Source organism: Synechococcus sp. O70.1, from assembly GCF_047462215.1.
In the GTDB taxonomy this organism is placed as follows: domain Bacteria; phylum Cyanobacteriota; class Cyanobacteriia; order Thermostichales; family Thermostichaceae; genus Thermostichus.
The window spans coordinates 1-17,843 of sequence record NZ_JANSIT010000004.1 but is presented as its reverse complement, the minus strand read 5'-3'; the positions used below and the strand labels follow the sequence as shown (position 1 = coordinate 17,843).

Genomic DNA, 17,843 nt, shown 5'->3' with positions numbered 1-17,843 from the left:
GGGAAAGCCAAGGGGCCGCTGTTTAGCCGCGGCAATACCAGTGTAGGGGTTTTGCCTCCATCTCACAAGGGATCTTTCCCTTCAATACAATAGGAATCCCTTCTTGTACTTTTGCTATGTATCGCTCTCCCCTGCCTTTTCTGGGCCTGACCGAGTCGGACCCAGAGGTAGCCCATGCCATTCTCTTGCCTGTCCCCTACGAGGCCACCACCTCCTACGGAAAAGGCACCGCCAAGGGCCCCCAAGCGCTCCTGGAGGCTTCGGCCTACGTGGAGATCTACGACGAGGTGAGGGACTGCCAGCCGGCCCTCCGCCCCGACTGCCGCGAAGAGATCTCCCGCTACTGGACGGCGCCGCCGGTAGAGTTCGAGGGGCTGGATACCCACGAGCTGGCCATGGCCGAAATTCAGCGCCGCGCTGCCGAGTGGGTTAGGCCGGGGCGGTTTTTGCTCTCCATTGGCGGCGAGCACTCCATCACTGGCCCCTTGATTGCTGCCCACTTGGTGCATTACCCCGAGCTGCACGTGCTGCAGATCGACGCCCACTGCGACCTTAGAGATAGCTACGAGGGATCCCGCTACTCCCACGCCTCGGCCATGGCCCGGGTAGTCGAGCAAGTGGGCAGCCGCCTTACCCAGGTGGGGATCCGTTCTATCTGCGCCGAAGACCGCCAGGCCATCCGCAAGTACCGCCTGCACACCTTCTTTGCCCACAGCCTGCACAGCAAGCCAGCTCAGGAGTGGATCCCAGAGGTGATTGCCACGCTGGGAGCCCAGGTTTACCTGACGGTGGATGTAGACGGCCTCGATCCCGCGGTCGTGCCGGCCACCGGCACCCCTGAGCCCGGTGGGCTGAGCTGGTGGGAAACCGTGGAGCTGATCCGAGCGCTGGGGCAGCAGCGGCAGATTGTCGGCGCCGACGTGGTGGAGCTGGCCGTTACCGGGGAGCGAGAAACCGATCGCCGCAGCGCTTTTACCGTCGCCAAGCTGGCCTATCAGATCCTAGCCGCCGCTTTGGGTTAAGCTCCTCCTGTTTTGCCTCCAGACACAATAAGGACTGGACTCTCGGTGTTGCCAGCTTCCTAGATGCCCCCAGCCATGTCCTCGCCTTCTTTGCCGCCGCCCCTAGTTGACGAGGAGCTCATCCACAGCCGCATTCAGGCTGTCCGAGCCCAGATCCCAGAGCAGGTGGAGATCATGGCGGTGAGCAAGGGCTACAGCGTCAACCACATCCGCGCCGCCTATCGAGCCGGGATCCGCCACTTCGGCGAGAGTCGGGTGCAAGAGGCAGCCGTCAAACAGGCGCAGCTGCAGGATTTGACCGACATTGTCTGGCACCTGATTGGACACCTCCAGACCAATAAAGTAAAGCCAGCCCTCAAGCAATTTGCCTGGATTGACAGCGTCGACAGCCTGCGCCTGGCCAAGCTGATTGACCAAAAAGCGGGGGAGCTCCACCTCACCCCCAAGCTTTGCCTGCAAGTGAAATTGGCACCGGATCCCAACAAATTCGGCTGGCTTGTCCCCGACCTGCTGCAGAGCCTGCCTCAGCTCAATCAGCTGCTGCAGGTGGAAATTGTGGGCCTGATGACCATTCTGCCGCTCGGCCTTAGCTCAGAGGCCGCCTTGGAACTGTTTCGTAAACTAGCTGAGCTTGCTGAGTCCATTCGGCAAAGCGGCTACGAGCGCCTGCAGCTACGCACCCTCTCGATGGGGATGTCTGACGACTACCTGCTGGCAGTGGCGGCAGGCTCCAACTTGATTCGGCTGGGACGCGCTCTGTTTGCCAATGCCGAGCGTCGGTAGATGCAAACTTTATGAAGCCCTTGAGTTGTGATTAAATTTTTCTGAAGCTGTGCCCCTCCAGGATTGCTCTGCAGGGCTCTTTGGAGGGGGAGGCCTGCGTTACTTGGCTGGCGTTGGCAGCTTCTTGCCCAAAGGCCTCCTCAGTCTCTTGAAAGAGAATATGAAGGACGTTTCCTAGCTTGGGCCTCTGCCCAAGATCGCGGGTCTAAACGCCGAGCTTGCTGTAGATGTAGGGTAGGTAGTGAGGATGCAAGGGATGAATGTCAGTGGAATCTGGAGCAGGGTAAAGGACTTTGTGGGCTTAAATGATCCCGCGGATAACCTGGAGGAGTACTCTGAATCGGAGATGGAGGGGCAGGACGACTACCAACTTCTCTACGAAAGACACCGTTCTGCATCGGCCACCTCTAGTGAGGAGGAGGTAGAGCACCCCTGGCGGGGACGGCGGCAGCGCTCAGCAGAAGCTGGCGAAGGGCCTGTCCATCGGGAAGAGTCGCGTGGCCATCGGCGCAGTCAGCCTCCTCGGGAGCGCTCAGGAGGGAGTGGTATGGGGAGCAAGGTGATTGGATTGCCTGGCGTCAGCCAGCCGACCAATGAAGTAGTGGTGCTGGAGCCGCGCAGCTTTGATGAAATGGCCCAGGTTATCCAATACCTGCGCGAGCGCAAAACGGTGATCATGAACTTAAGCCTGATGGATCCCGCCGAGGCGCAGCGTTCGGTGGACTTTGTTGCCGGCGGCACCTACGCTATTGACGGCCATCAGGAGCGTATTGGGGAGAATATTTTTTTATTCACCCCCAGCACCGTCACCATCTCCACCCCCAGTAGCCAAGTTATGCAGCCGCTGCAGCGCCCTTTGCAAGGCCCTACCCCTCTCTGGCCCAGCGGCTATGAGCACCTGCAGGCGGTAGGCCAGCAGTAGCTGCGATGGAGCAACCGCTGCTGAGTGTCATTGGGGGCGGAGCTATGGGATCTGCCCTGCTGCGCCGCTGGGTGGCGGCAGGGGTTTATTCTCCAAAGCAGATGGCGCTGCGGGAGGTCGATAAGGACAGGGCCACCGCTCTCCAGCAAGAGCTTGGCATTCGTCTATTGGCCGATCCCTCGGAGGCGGGGGAGGCCGAGATTTTATTTTTGGCCGTCAAGCCCCAGGTCTTTCCGCAGGTAGTGGCAGAGATAGGGCAGCCGGCGGCCACAGAGTTGGTCATTTCTATTATGGCCGGGATCCCTTTGCAGCAGTTGCAGCAGGCTTTTCCCCGGCAAAAGGTGGTGCGCACCATGCCCAACACACCGGCACTGGTGGGGGCAGGGATCACGGCTATCTGCTACGGGCCAGGGGTGACGCCTCAGCAAAGGGATCTGGTGGAAAGGTTGTTTCGGGCTGTAGGCCAGGTGGTGACGGTGCCGGAGAGCCAGATGGATGCGGTAACCGCCCTGTCAGGATCGGGGCCAGGGTATTTGGCAGTGATCCTGGAAGCGCTCATCGACGGCGGCGTAGGAGTGGGTCTACCGCGCCCCATCGCCACCCAACTGGCGGTGCAGACCTTGGCAGGCACTGCTGCCCTCCTGCAGCAGGAGCAGCTGCACCCCGCCCTGCTCAAAGACCAGGTCACTAGCCCCGGCGGCACTACCATTGCCGGCCTCCAAGTCCTGGAACAGGCAGGGGTGCGAGGGGCCCTAATGCAGGCGGTGCGGGCGGCCTACGAGCGCTCCCGTCAGCTCCAGGGATCCTAGCGCCTGCCACAGCGGGCGGGTCATCCAGCTCCACCCCACCCTGAGCTGGTGCTCTAGAGTGGGCAGGCGGAAGAGGTAGGCAACTCGCCGCGCTAGGTAGCCCAGGGGGCCGGTTAGGGTAAGGCCGCCCAAGGCCGAGACTACTGCCGTATCCGCCCCTAGGCTGAGCATCTCCCCCAGCGAAAAGTAGCGAAACGGCAGCAGCGGCCGCTCCTGGGTGAGCAGAGCCCACAGGTTCCAAGCGCAGTAGCCCGCTTCTTGGAAAGCTGCCTGGGCAGTTGCAGGTACGGGCTGTCCTGTGGCATCCACCACCGCTGCTCCGTCGCCCAGGGCAAATACTTCGGGAAAGGTGGGCGTTTGGAGAGTGGGCAGAACCTGCAGGCGGCCCCGCTCGTTTTTGGGCAAATCCAAGTTAGCAATGGCCGCCGCTGGTTGGGTGCCGACTGTCCAAAGCACAGCATCGACCAAGTCAACAGCCATCTCCTGAGTTGCCAGGCGCTGCCGCTGCAGACGAAAGGGAGGAGCGCCTCCCGTAGCCTCGATCCCAAGTACCTTGGTCTGCAGCTCCACCTGCACCCGCCGTTGGGCCAGCGCCGCCTGGGCTGCCTTCCGGCTTGAGGGAGCAAACCCCGGCAAAATCTGGGATCCCACCTCAATAAGACGGATCTGGCCGCGCGATCCCAGCCGGTCAGCCAATTTGCAGGCTAGCTCTACGCCGCTGGCCCCTGCCCCCACAATAGCCAGGTAAATGGCCTGAGCCGGATCCCGCGCTTCTAGGGCCTGCAAGTGGGCCCGCAGCCGTTGGGCATCGGCTAGGGTGCGGAAGGGAAAGGCAAACTCCGCTGCTCCCGGCACGCCCTGCAGGGGAGTTTCCCCTCCCAGCGCCAGCACCAGGGCGTCGTACTCCAAGGTCTGCCCCTCTGCCAGGAAGACGCGGTGCTCTTGGAGGTCAACCGACTGCACCGCGCCGCGGCGAAACGCTACCCCTTCCGGCAGCAAATCCTGGAAACGGGGGGCCACCTCCCACTCCTCCATCTCGCCGGTGAGCAACTCGTAGAGCAAAGGAGCAAAAACAAAGCGCTCCTGACGATCCACCAGGGTAATCTGCGGCGGCTCCGGCCAAGGCCGGCGGATGAGCTCCAGGGCTGTATACAGCCCGCCAAAGCCGCCCCCAAGGATGCAAATGCGACGCATGCTTTGAGGGTTGAAGGTAACATTAGCTTAACAAACCGACCGGGATCCAGCCTCAGGGCTCTGCGTTGTGCAGGGGAACAGCCGCTTTTGGCGGAAAGACCGTTGCCGCATTGACTCTGCGGGGTAGGATGCTGTCCAAAAAGCCAAGGATTCCCCAAACCAGGCTGATGCTGGCCACCCAAAAGAGCCACAGCCCACCCGCCCAAGGAGGTGGCAGATCCAGAGCCACTCCCCCAATGAGCGGCCCAACGGCAAAGCCTGCTGCCCAGCAGAGGGAGTTGATCGATAGATAAACCCCCCGCAGATGCTCTGGGGCCAAATCTGCCACCAGCGCCGAAGCTGAGGGGTTGTAGCTCGCCAAGGCCAAGGAGAGCACCGCCAAGGCCAAGGCCGCCATCCCTATAGCCGGCATCGCTCCCAACTGTGCTGCTGGGCCGCTGAGCCAAACCAACCCAAATCCCAGGCCCCACATCAGGGCGGATCCCTGTAAACCTTGGATGCGGGTGAGGCGGTTCAGCCAGCGGGCCACCGGTATCTGCAGCAGGGCAACGATGGCCCCGTGCAGGGCAAACAACGGCCCAATCTGCACCTCAGGGATCCCAGCTCCCTTGCGCAAGTAAAGGGGCAAGCTGCTGCTGAGTTGGGCAATGTAGGTGGTGAAGAAAATGTTGGCCAGGGCAAACACCCATAGGGGGCGATCCCGCAGGGCAACTTTCCAGCCTGCCAACAGAGGCTCTGCCGCCGGCTGAGCTACTCGAGTTTCCTGAACGCAAAGCCAGAGTAGGGCTAGAAAGGCCAAGTACGTGAGGCCGTCGATAACAAACAGGAGGCGGTAGTTCTTCGTCAGAGCTACCAGGACGCTGGCCATGGCGGCGCCAAGGCTCAGGCCCAAGTTATCCCCCAGGCGGTTTAGGGCATAGGCTTCGTTGCGCTGCTCGCGCGTGGTTAGATCCGCTACCACTGCCTCCACCGGCGGCCAATAGAGGCCCTGCCCGAACCCTGCCGCCAGGTTGGCCAGGGCAAAGCTCCAGAAGCCATGGGAAAGGGCAAAGCCAAAGGAGCCCAGAGCGGAAATGGCCAGCGAGAGGATCAAAGTGGAGCGGCGGCCCCAAGCTCCGTCTGCCATGGATCCCCCGAGAAGGCGGCCAAGCACGCCAGCAAAGGCCATCATGCCCAGACCCAAACCTACCTGAGTGGCCGTCAGCCCTACCTGATTGACGAAAAAGAGGGTAGTGTAGAACAGAGTAAAACCGGTTCCGGTTTGGGAAATCAGCCGACCGATAAAGATCAGCCAGACCTGAAAACCGAGCTGTGGCCACCAGTAAGGGATCCGCATAGGGGAGGCAACGGGAGACAAGTTACCTAGCCTAGGGGATCCCAGTCGCTGACGCCAGAATCCAGTGCAGCAGGCAGGAGCAGCCGCGCCAGCCGGCACAGCCGGTAGTCGAGCTGAGCCAGGTTATTTTCCATCGCCTTCATCACCACCAAACACCTGCTTTCCCAAACTGGCTGGCAGCCCTCTCTCGACCTAAACCCCGCCGGCTCGCCTTTTCTTTTGGTCGGCCCACCCATCGGCACCGAGACAGACCTTGGGGGCCAGGGCTTGGAGGGCTGGCTGCAACAAACTGTAGCAAAAATTAAACAAGCATTGAGAACCAAGACCCGCCGGCCAGCAAGGCGGCTTGCCAACCCCTAGCATCCGTGGGCCAGCAGGAGAGGATCCAACTGGCTGTTACCTGACAGCCACTGGCGACTTGGCTGCCACAGCGCGCTCTTCCTCTTCTTCCTCAGGAGGAACAGCCACAAACTCGATGTGGTTGAGCAATGTTGTCACGAAGGCAAAGAGCAGAAAAGGCAGGGAGATGACCAAGATCAACGCGATGGTGAGGAAGGCGTAGAGAGGGCTATTCATCAGAGAGAGGGCGGCGCCCAGGCCAGCAAAAATCACGATTAGCCAAACAATGATCTGGCCGTAGATATCCCCAAAGGAGAGGGTACAGATAAAGCGGTAGCGGGTGTGGGTGTTCATGGCAATTCCTCGGGATAGCCTGGCTGGCTTGATCCTGAGCGGGAACCAAGCCTTAGCCTCACGGGTGGATATGAGTATCTTGAGATTTTAGACGAGAGAAGGGGAGACGCCTCTCTTTCCTAAGAAATGTCTCAAGAATCGGCTGAGCAAGCCGGATCCTTCGTCTTCCCGAAGACAGGATGCTATTGTCGAGATCGCAGACTCTTTCTGGTAGGCAGCAGCCATGTGTATTTGTATTCACTGCTACTACGTGGATCGCTGCACCACCTATCACGCCGTGGAAGCGCAGCACCAACAGCCCCACCTCACCCTGACGCCAGATTTTGAGCCGCAAGGGCCCCAGATCAACGTCAACATCCGCAACGGCGGCACTGAGATGGAGTGGGATGTGGTGGCCTGCCAGAGCTTTCGTGAGGAGCGGAACAAGTGGGCAAGGCTCCGCCCCCACGAGGTCGTTCCCACTTAAAATCTAGAGATGGCCTAGATGCCAAAAGGGTTCTCCGCGCCTGGGGGCTTGAGACTTAGGTCTGCTGCAGGCAAAAGCCTTAGTTCGTTTATTTCGAGAGATTGGGAAGACTACGATGCTAACCGCAAGCCCGACAGCACCACCAACGGATGCTCGTCAACGGGTAGGCCAGTTTATGCGGCATCTCCAGGACGAGATCTGTGCTCGTCTGGAAGCGCTGGACGGCAAAGCCAAGTTTCGGGAAGACAGCTGGGAACGCCCTGGAGGGGGAGGCGGTCGCTCGCGGGTCATCCAGCAAGGAGGCGTGTTCGAGCAAGGAGGGGTCAATTTTTCCGAGGTATTTGGCTCCCAGCTGCCCCCTTCGATTTTGAAACATCGCCCCGAGGCAGCGGGGCATCCCTTTTACGCCACCGGCACCTCCATGGTGTTGCATCCCCGCAACCCCTATGTGCCGACGGTTCACCTCAACTACCGCTATTTCGAGGCGGGGCCGGTTTGGTGGTTTGGCGGCGGCATGGATCTCACCCCCTACTACTTGTTTGAGGAGGATGCGGCTCATTTTCACCGCACCGCCAAAGCGGCCTGCGACCGTCTGGATCCGGTCTACTACCCAACTTTCAAGATCTGGTGCGACCGCTACTTCTTCTTGCCCCATCGGGGCGAGGCCCGCGGCGTTGGCGGCATTTTCTTTGACTATCAAGACGACCGGCCCGGGCTGCTCTACCGCCCTGAGGGTGAGGCAGAGGCGGATCCCGAACAGCTTGTGGCTGAGCCGCTGCCACTCCAGGCGCGGGTGGGATCCCGCAGTTGGGAGCATCTCTTTGAGCTGGTGCAAGCCTGTGCCGAGGCGTTCTTGCCTGCCTATGTGCCGATTGTGGAGCGGCGGCAGGGGATGGAATGGGGGGAACGGGAGCGACAGTTTCAACTCTACCGGCGCGGGCGCTATGTGGAGTTTAACCTCGTCTACGACCGGGGCACGGTCTTTGGTCTCCAGACCCAAGGTCGTGCCGAGTCGATCCTGATGTCGTTGCCGCCATTGGTGCGCTGGGAATACGGCTACGAGCCGCCGCCCGATAGCTGGGAAGCCCAGCTCTACGAAGTGCTGCGCCAGCCTCGGGATTGGGCCTAGGCGGTACTGGTCTCAATTTTTGAGGATCGCGTTGTCTTCCCCTCTGCCCCTGGTCTACCGCTTTCAACCGCCCCGCCAGGCCGGGCCGGGATCTGCTCCTGTGTTGGTGATGCTGCACGGGATCGGCAGCCATGAGGGGGATCTCCTCCAGTTGGCCCCTTACTTGGATCCCCGCCTAGCGGTGATTAGCCTAAGGGCGCCGCTTCCCTGGGGAGCGGGTGGCTTTGCCTGGTTTGAAATGGCCTGGACGCCGGAAGGGCTGGTGGGGGATCCCGAGCAAGCCCGCCGCAGCCGGGAGCTTGTCAGCCACTTTCTGGAGCAGGTTCTGCCCCAGGGGATGGCCGACATTTCTCTGGATCCAGCCCAGGTCTATTTGCTGGGGTTTAGCCAGGGGGCGATCATGAGCCTATATCTGGCTCTAACCCGGCCGGAGAAGCTGGCTGGCGTAGTGGCCATAAGCGGTCGCCTTTCACCGGAGATCCTAGCCGAGGCGGTGGAGCCAGCCCGGATGCAACACCTGAGTGTCCTCGTGGTTCACGGCACCGCCGATACCGTTTTGCCTGTGGCTTTCGGCCGCCAGATCCGCGACTACTTTGCCTTGCTGCCCCTGCGCTTGACCTATCGGGAGTACGAAATGGGCCACGAGGTTTCCCCAGAAAGTTTGCGGGATATCCAGGAGTGGTTGCAAAGTCAGTTGGACAAAAACGGTGGCCCTCCTTGGAGTTGAACCCTGGGCAAGGGCTGGGAGCTGTTGGGATCCCCTACAATAGCGGCAAAGTTTTTGCCCCCTGAGGCTCTCAGTGAACGGCGGCCAGCCTCCCTACGACATCCTCATCCTCTCCAACGGCCCCGGCGAGCTGCTCACCTGGGTGCGGCCAGTTGTCCTAGAGTTGCGTCAGCAACTGCCCCAGGCGCGTCTTTCCCTGGTGCTCTCTCCTTGTCCGCACGCTTCTGGGCAAGAGGTGAAGATAGCAGAGGAATTTATCCAGGTCGATCGGGTTCAGGATCCCGATTTTTTTCTAGCTTTTTTGCTCACGGGTCAGACCGAAGAAGCCTGGGATTGGGCCAAGCGGGGGGTGGTGCTGTTTCTAGGAGGGGATCAGTTTTTTGCGCTCTGGATTGCCCGCCGTCTGCGCTACCGTCTGGTGGTGTATGCGGAGCGTCGGCCTCGCTGGCGACCCTGGGTAGACGTCTTTGCGGTGCGGACGGAGGAGATCAAACGCCGCTACGACGGGGGACGCCTCTTGGGCCACCGCTGGGCTGCCAAGATGCAGGTGGTCGGGGATCTGATGGCCGATGGAGTGGCCAGTGCTGTCTCCTTGCCGGGGATCCCTCTTCCCGGCTGGCTCAGCAGCCGCTTTCTCCCCCCGCCGGCTTCTAGCGCTGCTCCTGAAGCGACGGCAGGCTTTTCCACCCTCCTCCAGCCCCTCCCCGATCCCATCGAGGAGCCGGAATCGGGGCAAACGGCACCGGAAAGGGTGGAACCCCCCTCTGCCGACGAAGCCTTGCTGCCGCGTGGCTGGCAACGTCTTGGCGACCGCAACCGCACCCACTACCAGGTGGGGCTGCTCCCCGGCTCCAAGCCGGCCAAGCTCTCCCTGGGAGTGCCGCTGGTGCTGGCGGTGGCCGATGAGTTGCGCCAGTTGTTGCCCAACGTCCGCTTCGTGATCCCAGTGGCTCCTGGCCAGACCCCTCAGTCGCTGGCGGCTTACGCCCATCCCAAGCTCAACCCCGATATGGCCGTGATCTACGGCACCTCCGCCACCCTGGAGCAAACCAACCTGGGATCCCACTTCGTCACTCCCTTTGGCACCACGGTACAACTGTGGACTCGTTTCCCCGCCTATTCTGTGCTAGCCAATTGCGACCTCTGCCTGACTACAGTTGGAGCCAACACCGCTGAGCTGGCCTACCTGGGGGTGCCCATGGTGGTGGCGATCCCCACCAACAAGCTGGAGGCGATGCGCGCCTGGGACGGGATCCCTGGCCTGTTGGCCCGCTTGCCTGGCCTGGGCACTTGGATAGCCCGCCTCATCAACACAATTGCCCTGCGGTGGCTGGGTTACCTGGCTTGGCCAAACATCTGGGCAGGACGGGAGGTGGTGCCGGAGCTGCGAGGCCATTTGCGACCAGCCCAGGTAGCCGAACAGGTGCGGGCCCTGTTGGCCGATCCCGAACGACGCCAGCAGATGCAGAGGGAATTGCAACAGCTGGGGGGCAGACCGGGTGCGGCCCAGGCCATCGTGCAACTCGTGGCCCAGCAGTTGAGCAAAAGCTAAATGAGGCGACCGAGGCGCTCCCGCAGCTCGGCAGCGGCCTGCTCTAGATGCTCGGGAGTATAGCCGGTGGTCTCTACCCGAACGGCAAGATGGGTGTCCTGGCTCTCGTGCAGATGGATCCACAGAATGTGGCGGCCATCTTCAGTTTTGCGGTTGGCGGCTTTGACGCCGTTTTTGGGGGCAGCGTAGGCGTTTGGGTCGTAGCGAACCAGATCCACCCAGGGAAGGTCGCGCAGGAGCTTTTCCACCTTGACCCAACTGCGAGGACGGTGGTGGCTACTCTCGCTTCGCAATTGGATGACCTCGGCGCGATTGCGGCCAGAATCTGGCAAGCTCGCCCGCGGGATCCGAGGCTGGACTTGCGGTTGCAGATAGGGCAGATACACCAAAGACTTGTATTGCTCGTGGATGTAGCAGACCGGGATCCCCAGTTGGCTGCCCACCACGGCCATAACCATGGCCTGGGCTTTGAACCCCCCAGTGGCGGCGAAGGTGACGAGCCCTTTAGCGCTCTCCGCCAACTGTTTCAGCAGCTCGGCCATCCGTTCCAAGGAGGATTCCTCCAGCTCGTAGTTGATGCCGGGGAGGGGCACCAGGGAAACCCCTTGTTGGCCCAGGGCTTCCTCAAAAAAAAAGAGCTTCAAAATCTGGGCGCACTCTTGGCCTTCGGGAGTTTCTGAGTAAAGCAAAATCAAGGCATCCTGGGGGGTGGGGTCCAGCCGGTAGTAGGTGTTGGTTTCGGCGCTGATCAGCTCCAGGTCTGTCTTTCTCATCCAGGCTAAGGCCCGCTCTGGATCCCCAATGGTTTTTTGCCCTAGCCACGGCCGCGGCGGCTGTAGGTTTTTGTCCGGGTTGGTGAGCAAAGAGGTGCCCACGGTCATGATGATGGTCTGCATGGGTTCCCCGCAAATTTGAACCGGCGGACTTATAGGGTAGCGAAGCCCAAAGCTATGGCTCTCAGCGCCGGCGGGAGTAGGGACGGGGATAGGGCTGGCGCATTTGCCGAGCCAGGTACACCTGAAAGGTCTGCGCCACTGCACCCGCTCGCCGCAGAGGGATCTCGGCCACCGGTTCAATGTGTTCAAAATAGTTGCCGTAGGTGGCTGGGATCCCTGCTTTTGGCTGGAACAGCTTGGAGGTGACTAGCAGCCCGTCTTTTCCCAGCCAGTCTTCCGGCTGAGACCAAAAGGCAAAGCCCCGCAGATCTTCATCTAGGCAGGTGAGGGGCTTCTCCGTCAGCGGTGCCAAGGCCATGCCGATCTGCCCGCTCAGGAAGTAGGTATTGGTGAAGATGAAGTCTACTGCCTCCAGGGCCTGAGTCAGGCGGGGATCCGTCTGAAACTGGCGGCGCAACTGCTCAATTTCAATGAGCTGGGTGGAGGGATCCCGTTCCACTGGCCACAGGCCCAAGCCGCCGGGCGCCTGCAGCAACCCGTAGCGCACATGGGCTAGCCCCACCCCCACCAACAGACCCACCGCCACCGCCGTCCCCGCCAAGAGCCGCTTTGCTCCTGGCCATCCTTCCCAGTGGGATCCCAAGAGCAAGCTCAGCACCCAAAACCCCGGCATCGGCCAGGTGGGGAGGATGGGCCGGTAGCCCCCCATCAAGGTAAAAGCCAGCACTAGCGGCAGCCCACAGGTCAGGATTAAAAGATGCCTCAGCTCCTGATCCGCGAGGCGTCTTCTCTGGAAGAGAGCTAGCCCCAGCCGCCCGCCCTCTGCCAAGCTCAGCCCCAGCAAAGGGATCCCCAAGGTTGGGAAAAGATAAAAAACTTCCTGCAGCACCGTCAGAGCCAGATCCTGCAGGCGGTAGCCTGTCTCCGGCACCGCTCGCCCCCCTTGGAAGCGAAAGGAGATCCAATCCTGCTGGGCGTTCCAGAGCAACACTGGGCTAAAGGCTGCCAAGAACCCCAGCGCCGCCAAGAGCGCCCAGCCGGATCTAAAGGCACAGCGGTGGGCCGGGCTGAGCAGGCAAAAGAGCACCAGGCCAAACCCCAACGCCAGGCCGTGGTATTTGCCCAGAGAGGCCAGCCCCACCAACAGCCCAATCAGCGCCAGGCGCGGTCCCGGTCGGTAGCGAGCCGACCCGTAGACCCCCGGTTTGGGAGCCGGAAAAAACTCCTGGGCAGCCACCCACAGCGTTGCCGCCGTAAACAACGTCAGCGGGCTGTCCGGCAGGGTTAGCACCCCAAACCCAATCCAGAAAATGGGTGCGATGCTAACGGTTGCCAGGCTAATCAGCCCCGCCTGCACTGAAAAGAGCCGTGCTCCGGTGAGGTAAAGCAACAGTGAAGAGCCGGTGTAGGCCAATAGGGATCCCAGTCGGATGGAAAAAGCCGACACCTGACCTGTCAAAACAGGCCCCAAACCCGTCGTCCAGGCCACCAGGGGCGGATGGTCAAAATAGCTCCAGTCCGGATGGCGGGTATAGAGGTAGTAGTAGGCTTCGTCAAAGCCTGGCGGCAACAGAGCTGCGACCAGACAGCGCAAAAGCAGGCTCAACCCCAGAATCCACAGAACAGCCCGCGGCAGCACAGGGGATCGCTTTGAGCGCGTGGGCAGATGCCATTATCTCAGCTTTGGCAAATCTTGCCTCCCCCACCTTCCCCAAAAACCAAGGGGGGTCTAGTCTAGGCCTAAGGCGTTGTCTCCGGCAGCCTTACTGGACACCTCAAAAGCTGGCCCAATTGTTCTGCTTCCGCCCTTGCCTTGCTATCATCAGGACCAAAACTCAGGTACAACAAAGGTTCTCCTGATTGCAACTGCACCTCCACCGAAAAAAGGTATCGCCATCAGAGTCTGTTGTGCTCTGAACCACAACTTGCTGCACGTCTCTGAAGGAGTAAGTTTTCCTCCTCCTCCTTATCCCAAAGGGAGTGAGGTACTCCTCCAAGATCTGGTCTAGGGAGCGGTCAAAGGTCAGCCGGCATCTCGGTAGCGCAACTGTTCGCAATAGACCTAACAGAAATAACATTCCTAGGAGAAAAAGCACAATCAGAAGTACAGACAAACTTCCTAAGTCGAGAGTATTGCCGTCCACCAATAGCTGACTCTCTGCACTCACCTGAAACGATTGGATCTTTGTTGCCAATTGTCGGGCTTTGCTCTCGCTGGCAGTTGACCAGGCTTCCTTTTCTCCTGCAGAAGTTATGAGAGTGACGTAGTAATAGGTTCTCTTGTCTCCCTCAAAGTCTATTTGAACTTCAGTTTTGGTTCTGGCCCCTCTTACGTTATAATTAAGACCTGACCCATTTTGGTAAGAGTAGTGGCTGGAAGACCACTTCGCAGTTGACCATATCCTGATCAAGGCGATAGCAAGTGAAGCTGCGATCTACCAGAAAACGCCAAGTCAGGGAACAAAGACACAGCACCAAAAAGAGAGCAAAGATAGCACTAACCGACAAAACTCCAAGCCCCCTTAGATAAACACGCTTGCTGGGGGTCTGCTCCACACACCTCATCCCCATAGGCTTACCTCCGTCGGGATCCCCAGGCTTTGCCCTCATTATTGCTTGCTGGCGTGATACTTGACCGTTTTCCGCAATACAGAGTTTTGCTCATTTTGAGAGCGGAGTTTGCTTTTTTATGCCCAAATTAGACTGAGATCCAGGACAAAGCCAGGGAGGAGAGGATCCCCCTGCAGGTAAGCTGGGCGCTCCAGGACTTGTAATGGCTGGCTAGGACGATAGACACGGGTCAATTAGCCAGCCCAGTTAGTGCAGCTTGACTTGCAAAGCAACTAGATCGCTCGGAGGGAGCGCAACTCCAAAACAAAGCTCCCTAAGCGCCCCCAGCAGCATCCAGCAAGAGGTGAAGGAGTCGAAGACCAGCGATTTTCCTTTTCAGCTTTTGGGGATCAGCCGATTTGGACAGGCGGCGCGGATATGGGACTTGCTCAGGTCAGGCATGAGGGCCAAGGCTCGTTCGGCATCAATTTGTGCTTCGCACACTGCCTCCAGCACCTGCTCTGCCAGCAGGGAAAGGGGCATGTCAGCAGTCTCCTCTGGATTGGTTTTTTCAGAGATTTGCCGAACTCCCTGGGGCGGAGGGGGTAAGGTCGGCTCTGCTCGGGGAGGCAAGGTAGTGGAGGTGCCCACTGACAGTGGGGTTTCGGCAAAGGTTGCGCCAATCCTCCCCAGCAGTAGGGATCCCAGCAGCAACACCAGCCCAGCCATCCCCTGTGCTGGCCAACGCCTTGGTCTCTGGGCAAGGCTACGGCTGACCACCTCCCTGTCCAACCACCTACCAAGCCCCTGGCCGCTCATTTCACCCCTCCAAGACCACCTTCTTCCTCAAGCCTCAGGATATCCAACAGACTCAGAATTTGCAGTAGGCTAGGCCTTGGTCAACCTTTCCCGCTATGGCACGTCTATCCCATGAGCTAGCCCGCTTAGCCGGCCTTGCCAACAGCTCGGAGCAGCCCGAGGGATCCCCACCAGAGGCGATCCGCCTCGAAGAGATTCTCAAACTGGCGCGCGAGCGCAGCTTTGGCTTGTTTTTGGCAGTGCTGTCTTTTCCCTCGGCTTTGCCTCTGCCCGCTCCTGGCTATTCCACTCCCTTTGGCGTGGTTATTCTGCTGCTAGCCCTACAAATGCTGGCAGGGCGAGCCACTCCCTGGCTGCCGCCATGGGTGCTGCAGACATCCATTGAACGGAAGCAATTTCAAAAATGGGTGCAGGCCGGGATCCCTTGGCTGCTGCGCCTTGAACAAGTTGCCCGCCCCCGCTGGAACCTCGTCTGCACCAGTCGCCTGGGCCAGGTCTGGCTAGGCACCTGGATGGGTTTGATGGGCATTTCCATGATCATTCCCGTGCCCGGCACCAACACCCTGCCAGCGATGGGGGTCTTCGTCACCGCCTTTGGCCTCCTGGAAGAAGATGGGATCCTCTGCAGCTTGGGATCCCTGATCTGTGTGGCAGCGGGGCTGCTGACCACTTCCATTTTGGTAGGCTTGGGGCTGGGGGGAACGACCTTGTTGGATTGGCTGCGAAGATAGCGCCCTACCAGCCTCTCTCCCAGAGGGAGTTGGGGATCCCAGCTTCACTGACAAGCTGTATCGCCTACACCTTGCTGCAATCTAGAGCTCCGCGCCGCTAGCGGGAGATCCTGGCTGAGGTGTTCAACACCCCTACCTCTGGCGGCGTGACATTGCCGCAGCCCCCAGCACTGCTTCTGTAGCAATGGGGCGAGATTGAGGGATCCAAAAAGCTCGGCTTGGAGCGCCTCGGCAGGCGGCATGGGTTAAATGACCTCGCCCTCGGACGTGATTCTCCCCTTGAGTTTGCCGGCTCGTTTTTCAGCTTCCTCAAGAACAAGAGGCAGTTGCTCCAACACCTCGCCAGGGTACTTCTCCAACACTCTCAAGGAGAGGGCGACCCGCCCCTTGGCCTCATCCACATCGATGACCACGGCTTTGATGGGCTGCCCTGGCTGGAACAAGTCGGAGAGGGAGGCGACAAAGCGTTGGCTGACCTGCTTGATGGGCAACAGCCCGCTGGCCCCTTCCTCCAGCTCTACAAAGACGCCAAAGGGCTTGAGGGCGCTGACCTTGCCCCGCACCACTTGGCCAGTGGTATAGCTCCCCAAGCTCTCCACTTGTCGGGCCACTCGCTGGGAGAGCACCAGCTTGTTGGCTGCGGGGTTGACCTCCAGCAAACTGGCAGTGAGGAATTGGCCCACTAGCTCCTCCAGAGCTTCCCGCTGGATGAGATGGGAGCGCGGAATGAAGCCGCGCAGGCCCTGCACATCCACCACCACCCCGCCCTTGTTGATGCCAATCACTGGCGCTGTGACCACCTCGCCTCTGGCTTGCTTTTCGGCCAGCTCTTCCCAGAGCCGCTTCAGCCGCAGCCGCCGCACCGAGAGCAGGATCTGCCCTTCTGCGTCTTCTCGCAAGATGAGAAACTCGGCTTCGCTTTTGAGGGGAAACACCTGGCTTAAGTCTTCCTCTGAGCCAACCCCAGCTTCCTTGAGAGGCAAAAAGGCTGGCGACTTGGCGCCAATATCCACCAAAACGCCGTCGCTCTGGTGCTGGAAGATGCGACCTCGCACTACCTGGCCCGGTCGGAAGTCAAGGCTTTGGGCCGCTAGAGCCTGGGCAAAGTCTTCTGCGGAAAAGATCTCGGCAGCGGGCGGGCGAGGGGAGTGCAAGCTCATGGCCAGGGTAGCGATGTGAAGCAGTGCGCTCCAGGATAACCCAAAACGAAGTCAGGATCCCAGCCCTTCCTGTCTGCCTTGACTTTTGCTGCAGCTTAGATGTAGTACATCAGCCTGGCCTGTTGCCCTTGGGCCTGCCGGTCACAGAGATCTTGCAAGGTTGTCTTTTGGAGAATGTCCACTGCCGCTGCTTGGGCCTCTTGCCAAGCCTGCAGAAGCACCTGGCGCTCTGGAGTGAGATCGCTGCTGGGCAAGGTGCGGGAGCGGCTCAGCTCCTCGCCCTCGATGGCCTGAATGACGTCTAATAGGGAAATCTGCCAGGGCGGTCGAGCCAGAAAATAACCCCCTTTGGCCCCCCGCTGGCTACGCACCAGCCCTTGCCGGCGCAAGGTGGCCAACAGTTGCTCCAGGTAGCGGTCGGGAATGGACTGATGGGCTGCAATCTCCCTAATCTGCAGCACCCGGCCGTCGTTGTAGTGCTGGGCCAATTCCAGCAGCGCCAGGAGCGCGTACTCGCTTTTGCAGGACAGCTCCAAAATACCCATCCTTAGCTGTAGGGATGAGATCTATGATATTCCGGTTTTCCGCCGGGGTTTTGTGGGATCCTGCTCTGGGCTGGGATTGGGCTTGTATGGTGGAATAGGCCTCTTTGGATCGATCTATGGTGGGTGCGGGCACCCGGATGCCGGCGGAGCGACTGCAAACTTTGCAGCAGCAGATCGGCAGGCTGATGGCCAACGTCGAATCGGTATTCCAGGGCAAGTCGCAGGTGGTGCAGGCGGTGGTGACAGCCTTGGTGGCAGAAGGTCATGTCCTGCTAGAGGATGTGCCGGGAGTGGGCAAGACCACGTTGGCGCGGGCCATAGCCCGCAGTTTGGGGGCCAAGTTTCAGCGAATTCAATTTACCAGCGACCTCTTGCCGACTGACATTCTTGGCCTCACTCTTTTCAACAAGGAAAAAGTGGAGTTTGAGTTTCGCCCCGGCCCTATTTTTGACCATGTCATCCAAGCACACGAGAATAACAGCACAACCCCGCGCCCCCAGAGCGCCCTG

18 protein-coding genes are annotated in these 17,843 nt (G+C 60.1%); 10 read left to right on the top strand and 8 right to left on the bottom strand.

Annotation, left to right across the window (positions count from 1 at the left end; all coding sequences use genetic code 11):
- Positions 1-116 precede the first annotated feature (116 nt).
- From speB to proC, 4 genes are all read left to right on the top strand, one after another.
- On the top strand, positions 117-1,022 hold the full coding sequence (gene speB, locus NW833_RS03175; RefSeq protein ID WP_414405758.1) for an agmatinase: 906 nt from the start codon (positions 117-119) through the stop codon (positions 1,020-1,022).
- 75 nt (positions 1,023-1,097) lie between these two features.
- Entirely contained in the window at positions 1,098-1,805 is a 708-nt protein-coding gene (locus NW833_RS03170; RefSeq protein WP_414405757.1) for a YggS family pyridoxal phosphate-dependent enzyme, read from the top strand.
- Positions 1,806-2,151: 346 nt separating this feature from the next.
- Complete coding sequence (locus NW833_RS03165) at positions 2,152-2,727, top strand: cell division protein SepF (protein WP_414411621.1); 576 nt, start codon at positions 2,152-2,154, stop codon at positions 2,725-2,727.
- 5 nt (positions 2,728-2,732) lie between these two features.
- Entirely contained in the window at positions 2,733-3,536 is an 804-nt protein-coding gene (gene proC / locus NW833_RS03160) for a pyrroline-5-carboxylate reductase (protein WP_414411525.1), read from the top strand.
- Here the strand turns inward: proC and NW833_RS03155 are convergent.
- The 3 genes from NW833_RS03155 to NW833_RS03145 all read right to left on the bottom strand — a co-directional run bounded on the left by NW833_RS03155 (position 3,480) and on the right by NW833_RS03145 (position 6,759).
- Positions 3,480-4,730, bottom strand: a complete 1,251-nt coding sequence (locus tag NW833_RS03155; RefSeq protein WP_414411524.1) for an NAD(P)/FAD-dependent oxidoreductase — start codon at positions 4,728-4,730, stop codon at positions 3,480-3,482. The genes proC and NW833_RS03155 overlap by 57 nt on opposite strands.
- A gap of 52 nt (positions 4,731-4,782) precedes the next feature.
- Positions 4,783-6,066: an MDR family MFS transporter gene (locus tag NW833_RS03150; protein ID WP_414411523.1), complete on the bottom strand. Its 1,284-nt coding sequence runs from the start codon at positions 6,064-6,066 to the stop codon at positions 4,783-4,785.
- Positions 6,067-6,462: 396 nt separating this feature from the next.
- Complete coding sequence (locus NW833_RS03145) at positions 6,463-6,759, bottom strand: hypothetical protein (protein ID WP_414395562.1); 297 nt, start codon at positions 6,757-6,759, stop codon at positions 6,463-6,465.
- A 223-nt stretch (positions 6,760-6,982) separates the two neighbouring features.
- Here NW833_RS03145 and NW833_RS03140 point away from each other — a divergent pair, with 223 nt between their 5' ends.
- From NW833_RS03140 to NW833_RS03125, 4 genes are all read left to right on the top strand, one after another.
- Positions 6,983-7,225 carry a Ycf34 family protein gene (locus NW833_RS03140; RefSeq protein ID WP_414395204.1) on the top strand — a complete coding sequence of 81 codons (243 nt, stop codon included), beginning with the start codon at positions 6,983-6,985 and terminating at the stop codon, positions 7,223-7,225.
- A gap of 115 nt (positions 7,226-7,340) precedes the next feature.
- The gene (gene hemF / locus NW833_RS03135; RefSeq protein ID WP_414405752.1) at positions 7,341-8,354 is read left to right on the top strand and encodes an oxygen-dependent coproporphyrinogen oxidase; all 1,014 of its coding nucleotides are present in this window, start codon (positions 7,341-7,343) and stop codon (positions 8,352-8,354) included.
- Positions 8,355-8,385: 31 nt separating this feature from the next.
- Positions 8,386-9,081 (top strand): alpha/beta hydrolase, encoded by a 696-nt coding sequence (locus tag NW833_RS03130; RefSeq protein WP_414411522.1) that lies wholly within the window; start codon positions 8,386-8,388, stop codon positions 9,079-9,081.
- A gap of 73 nt (positions 9,082-9,154) precedes the next feature.
- On the top strand, positions 9,155-10,633 hold the full coding sequence (locus tag NW833_RS03125) for a hypothetical protein (RefSeq protein ID WP_414411521.1): 1,479 nt from the start codon (positions 9,155-9,157) through the stop codon (positions 10,631-10,633).
- Here NW833_RS03125 and NW833_RS03120 read toward each other — a convergent pair.
- From NW833_RS03120 to NW833_RS03110, 3 genes are all read right to left on the bottom strand, one after another.
- Positions 10,630-11,529, bottom strand: a complete 900-nt coding sequence (locus tag NW833_RS03120; protein ID WP_414411520.1) for a putative CRISPR-associated protein — start codon at positions 11,527-11,529, stop codon at positions 10,630-10,632. The two genes, NW833_RS03125 and NW833_RS03120, sit on opposite strands and share 4 nt — an antisense overlap.
- A gap of 61 nt (positions 11,530-11,590) precedes the next feature.
- Positions 11,591-13,168, bottom strand: a complete 1,578-nt coding sequence (locus NW833_RS03115) for an ArnT family glycosyltransferase (RefSeq protein WP_414411519.1) — start codon at positions 13,166-13,168, stop codon at positions 11,591-11,593.
- A 1,307-nt stretch (positions 13,169-14,475) separates the two neighbouring features.
- A complete protein-coding gene (locus NW833_RS03110) occupies positions 14,476-14,808 on the bottom strand; it encodes a hypothetical protein (protein WP_414411518.1) in 333 nt (110 codons plus the stop codon).
- A gap of 185 nt (positions 14,809-14,993) precedes the next feature.
- On the opposite strand from NW833_RS03110, the gene NW833_RS03105 reads away from it, so the two are divergent.
- Positions 14,994-15,629, top strand: a complete 636-nt coding sequence (locus NW833_RS03105; protein ID WP_414411517.1) for an exopolysaccharide biosynthesis protein — start codon at positions 14,994-14,996, stop codon at positions 15,627-15,629.
- A 245-nt stretch (positions 15,630-15,874) separates the two neighbouring features.
- On the opposite strand, the gene NW833_RS03100 is transcribed toward NW833_RS03105, so the two are convergent.
- Together NW833_RS03100 and NW833_RS03095 are read right to left on the bottom strand one after the other, a co-directional pair.
- Positions 15,875-16,789 (bottom strand): S1 RNA-binding domain-containing protein, encoded by a 915-nt coding sequence (locus tag NW833_RS03100; protein WP_414411516.1) that lies wholly within the window; start codon positions 16,787-16,789, stop codon positions 15,875-15,877.
- A 95-nt stretch (positions 16,790-16,884) separates the two neighbouring features.
- Positions 16,885-17,325 (bottom strand): RrF2 family transcriptional regulator, encoded by a 441-nt coding sequence (locus NW833_RS03095; RefSeq protein WP_414395560.1) that lies wholly within the window; start codon positions 17,323-17,325, stop codon positions 16,885-16,887.
- 128 nt (positions 17,326-17,453) lie between these two features.
- On the opposite strand from NW833_RS03095, the gene NW833_RS03090 reads away from it, so the two are divergent.
- Positions 17,454-17,843, top strand: a 390-nt coding sequence (locus NW833_RS03090) for an AAA family ATPase (protein ID WP_414411515.1), incomplete at its 3' end; no start/stop codon positions are given.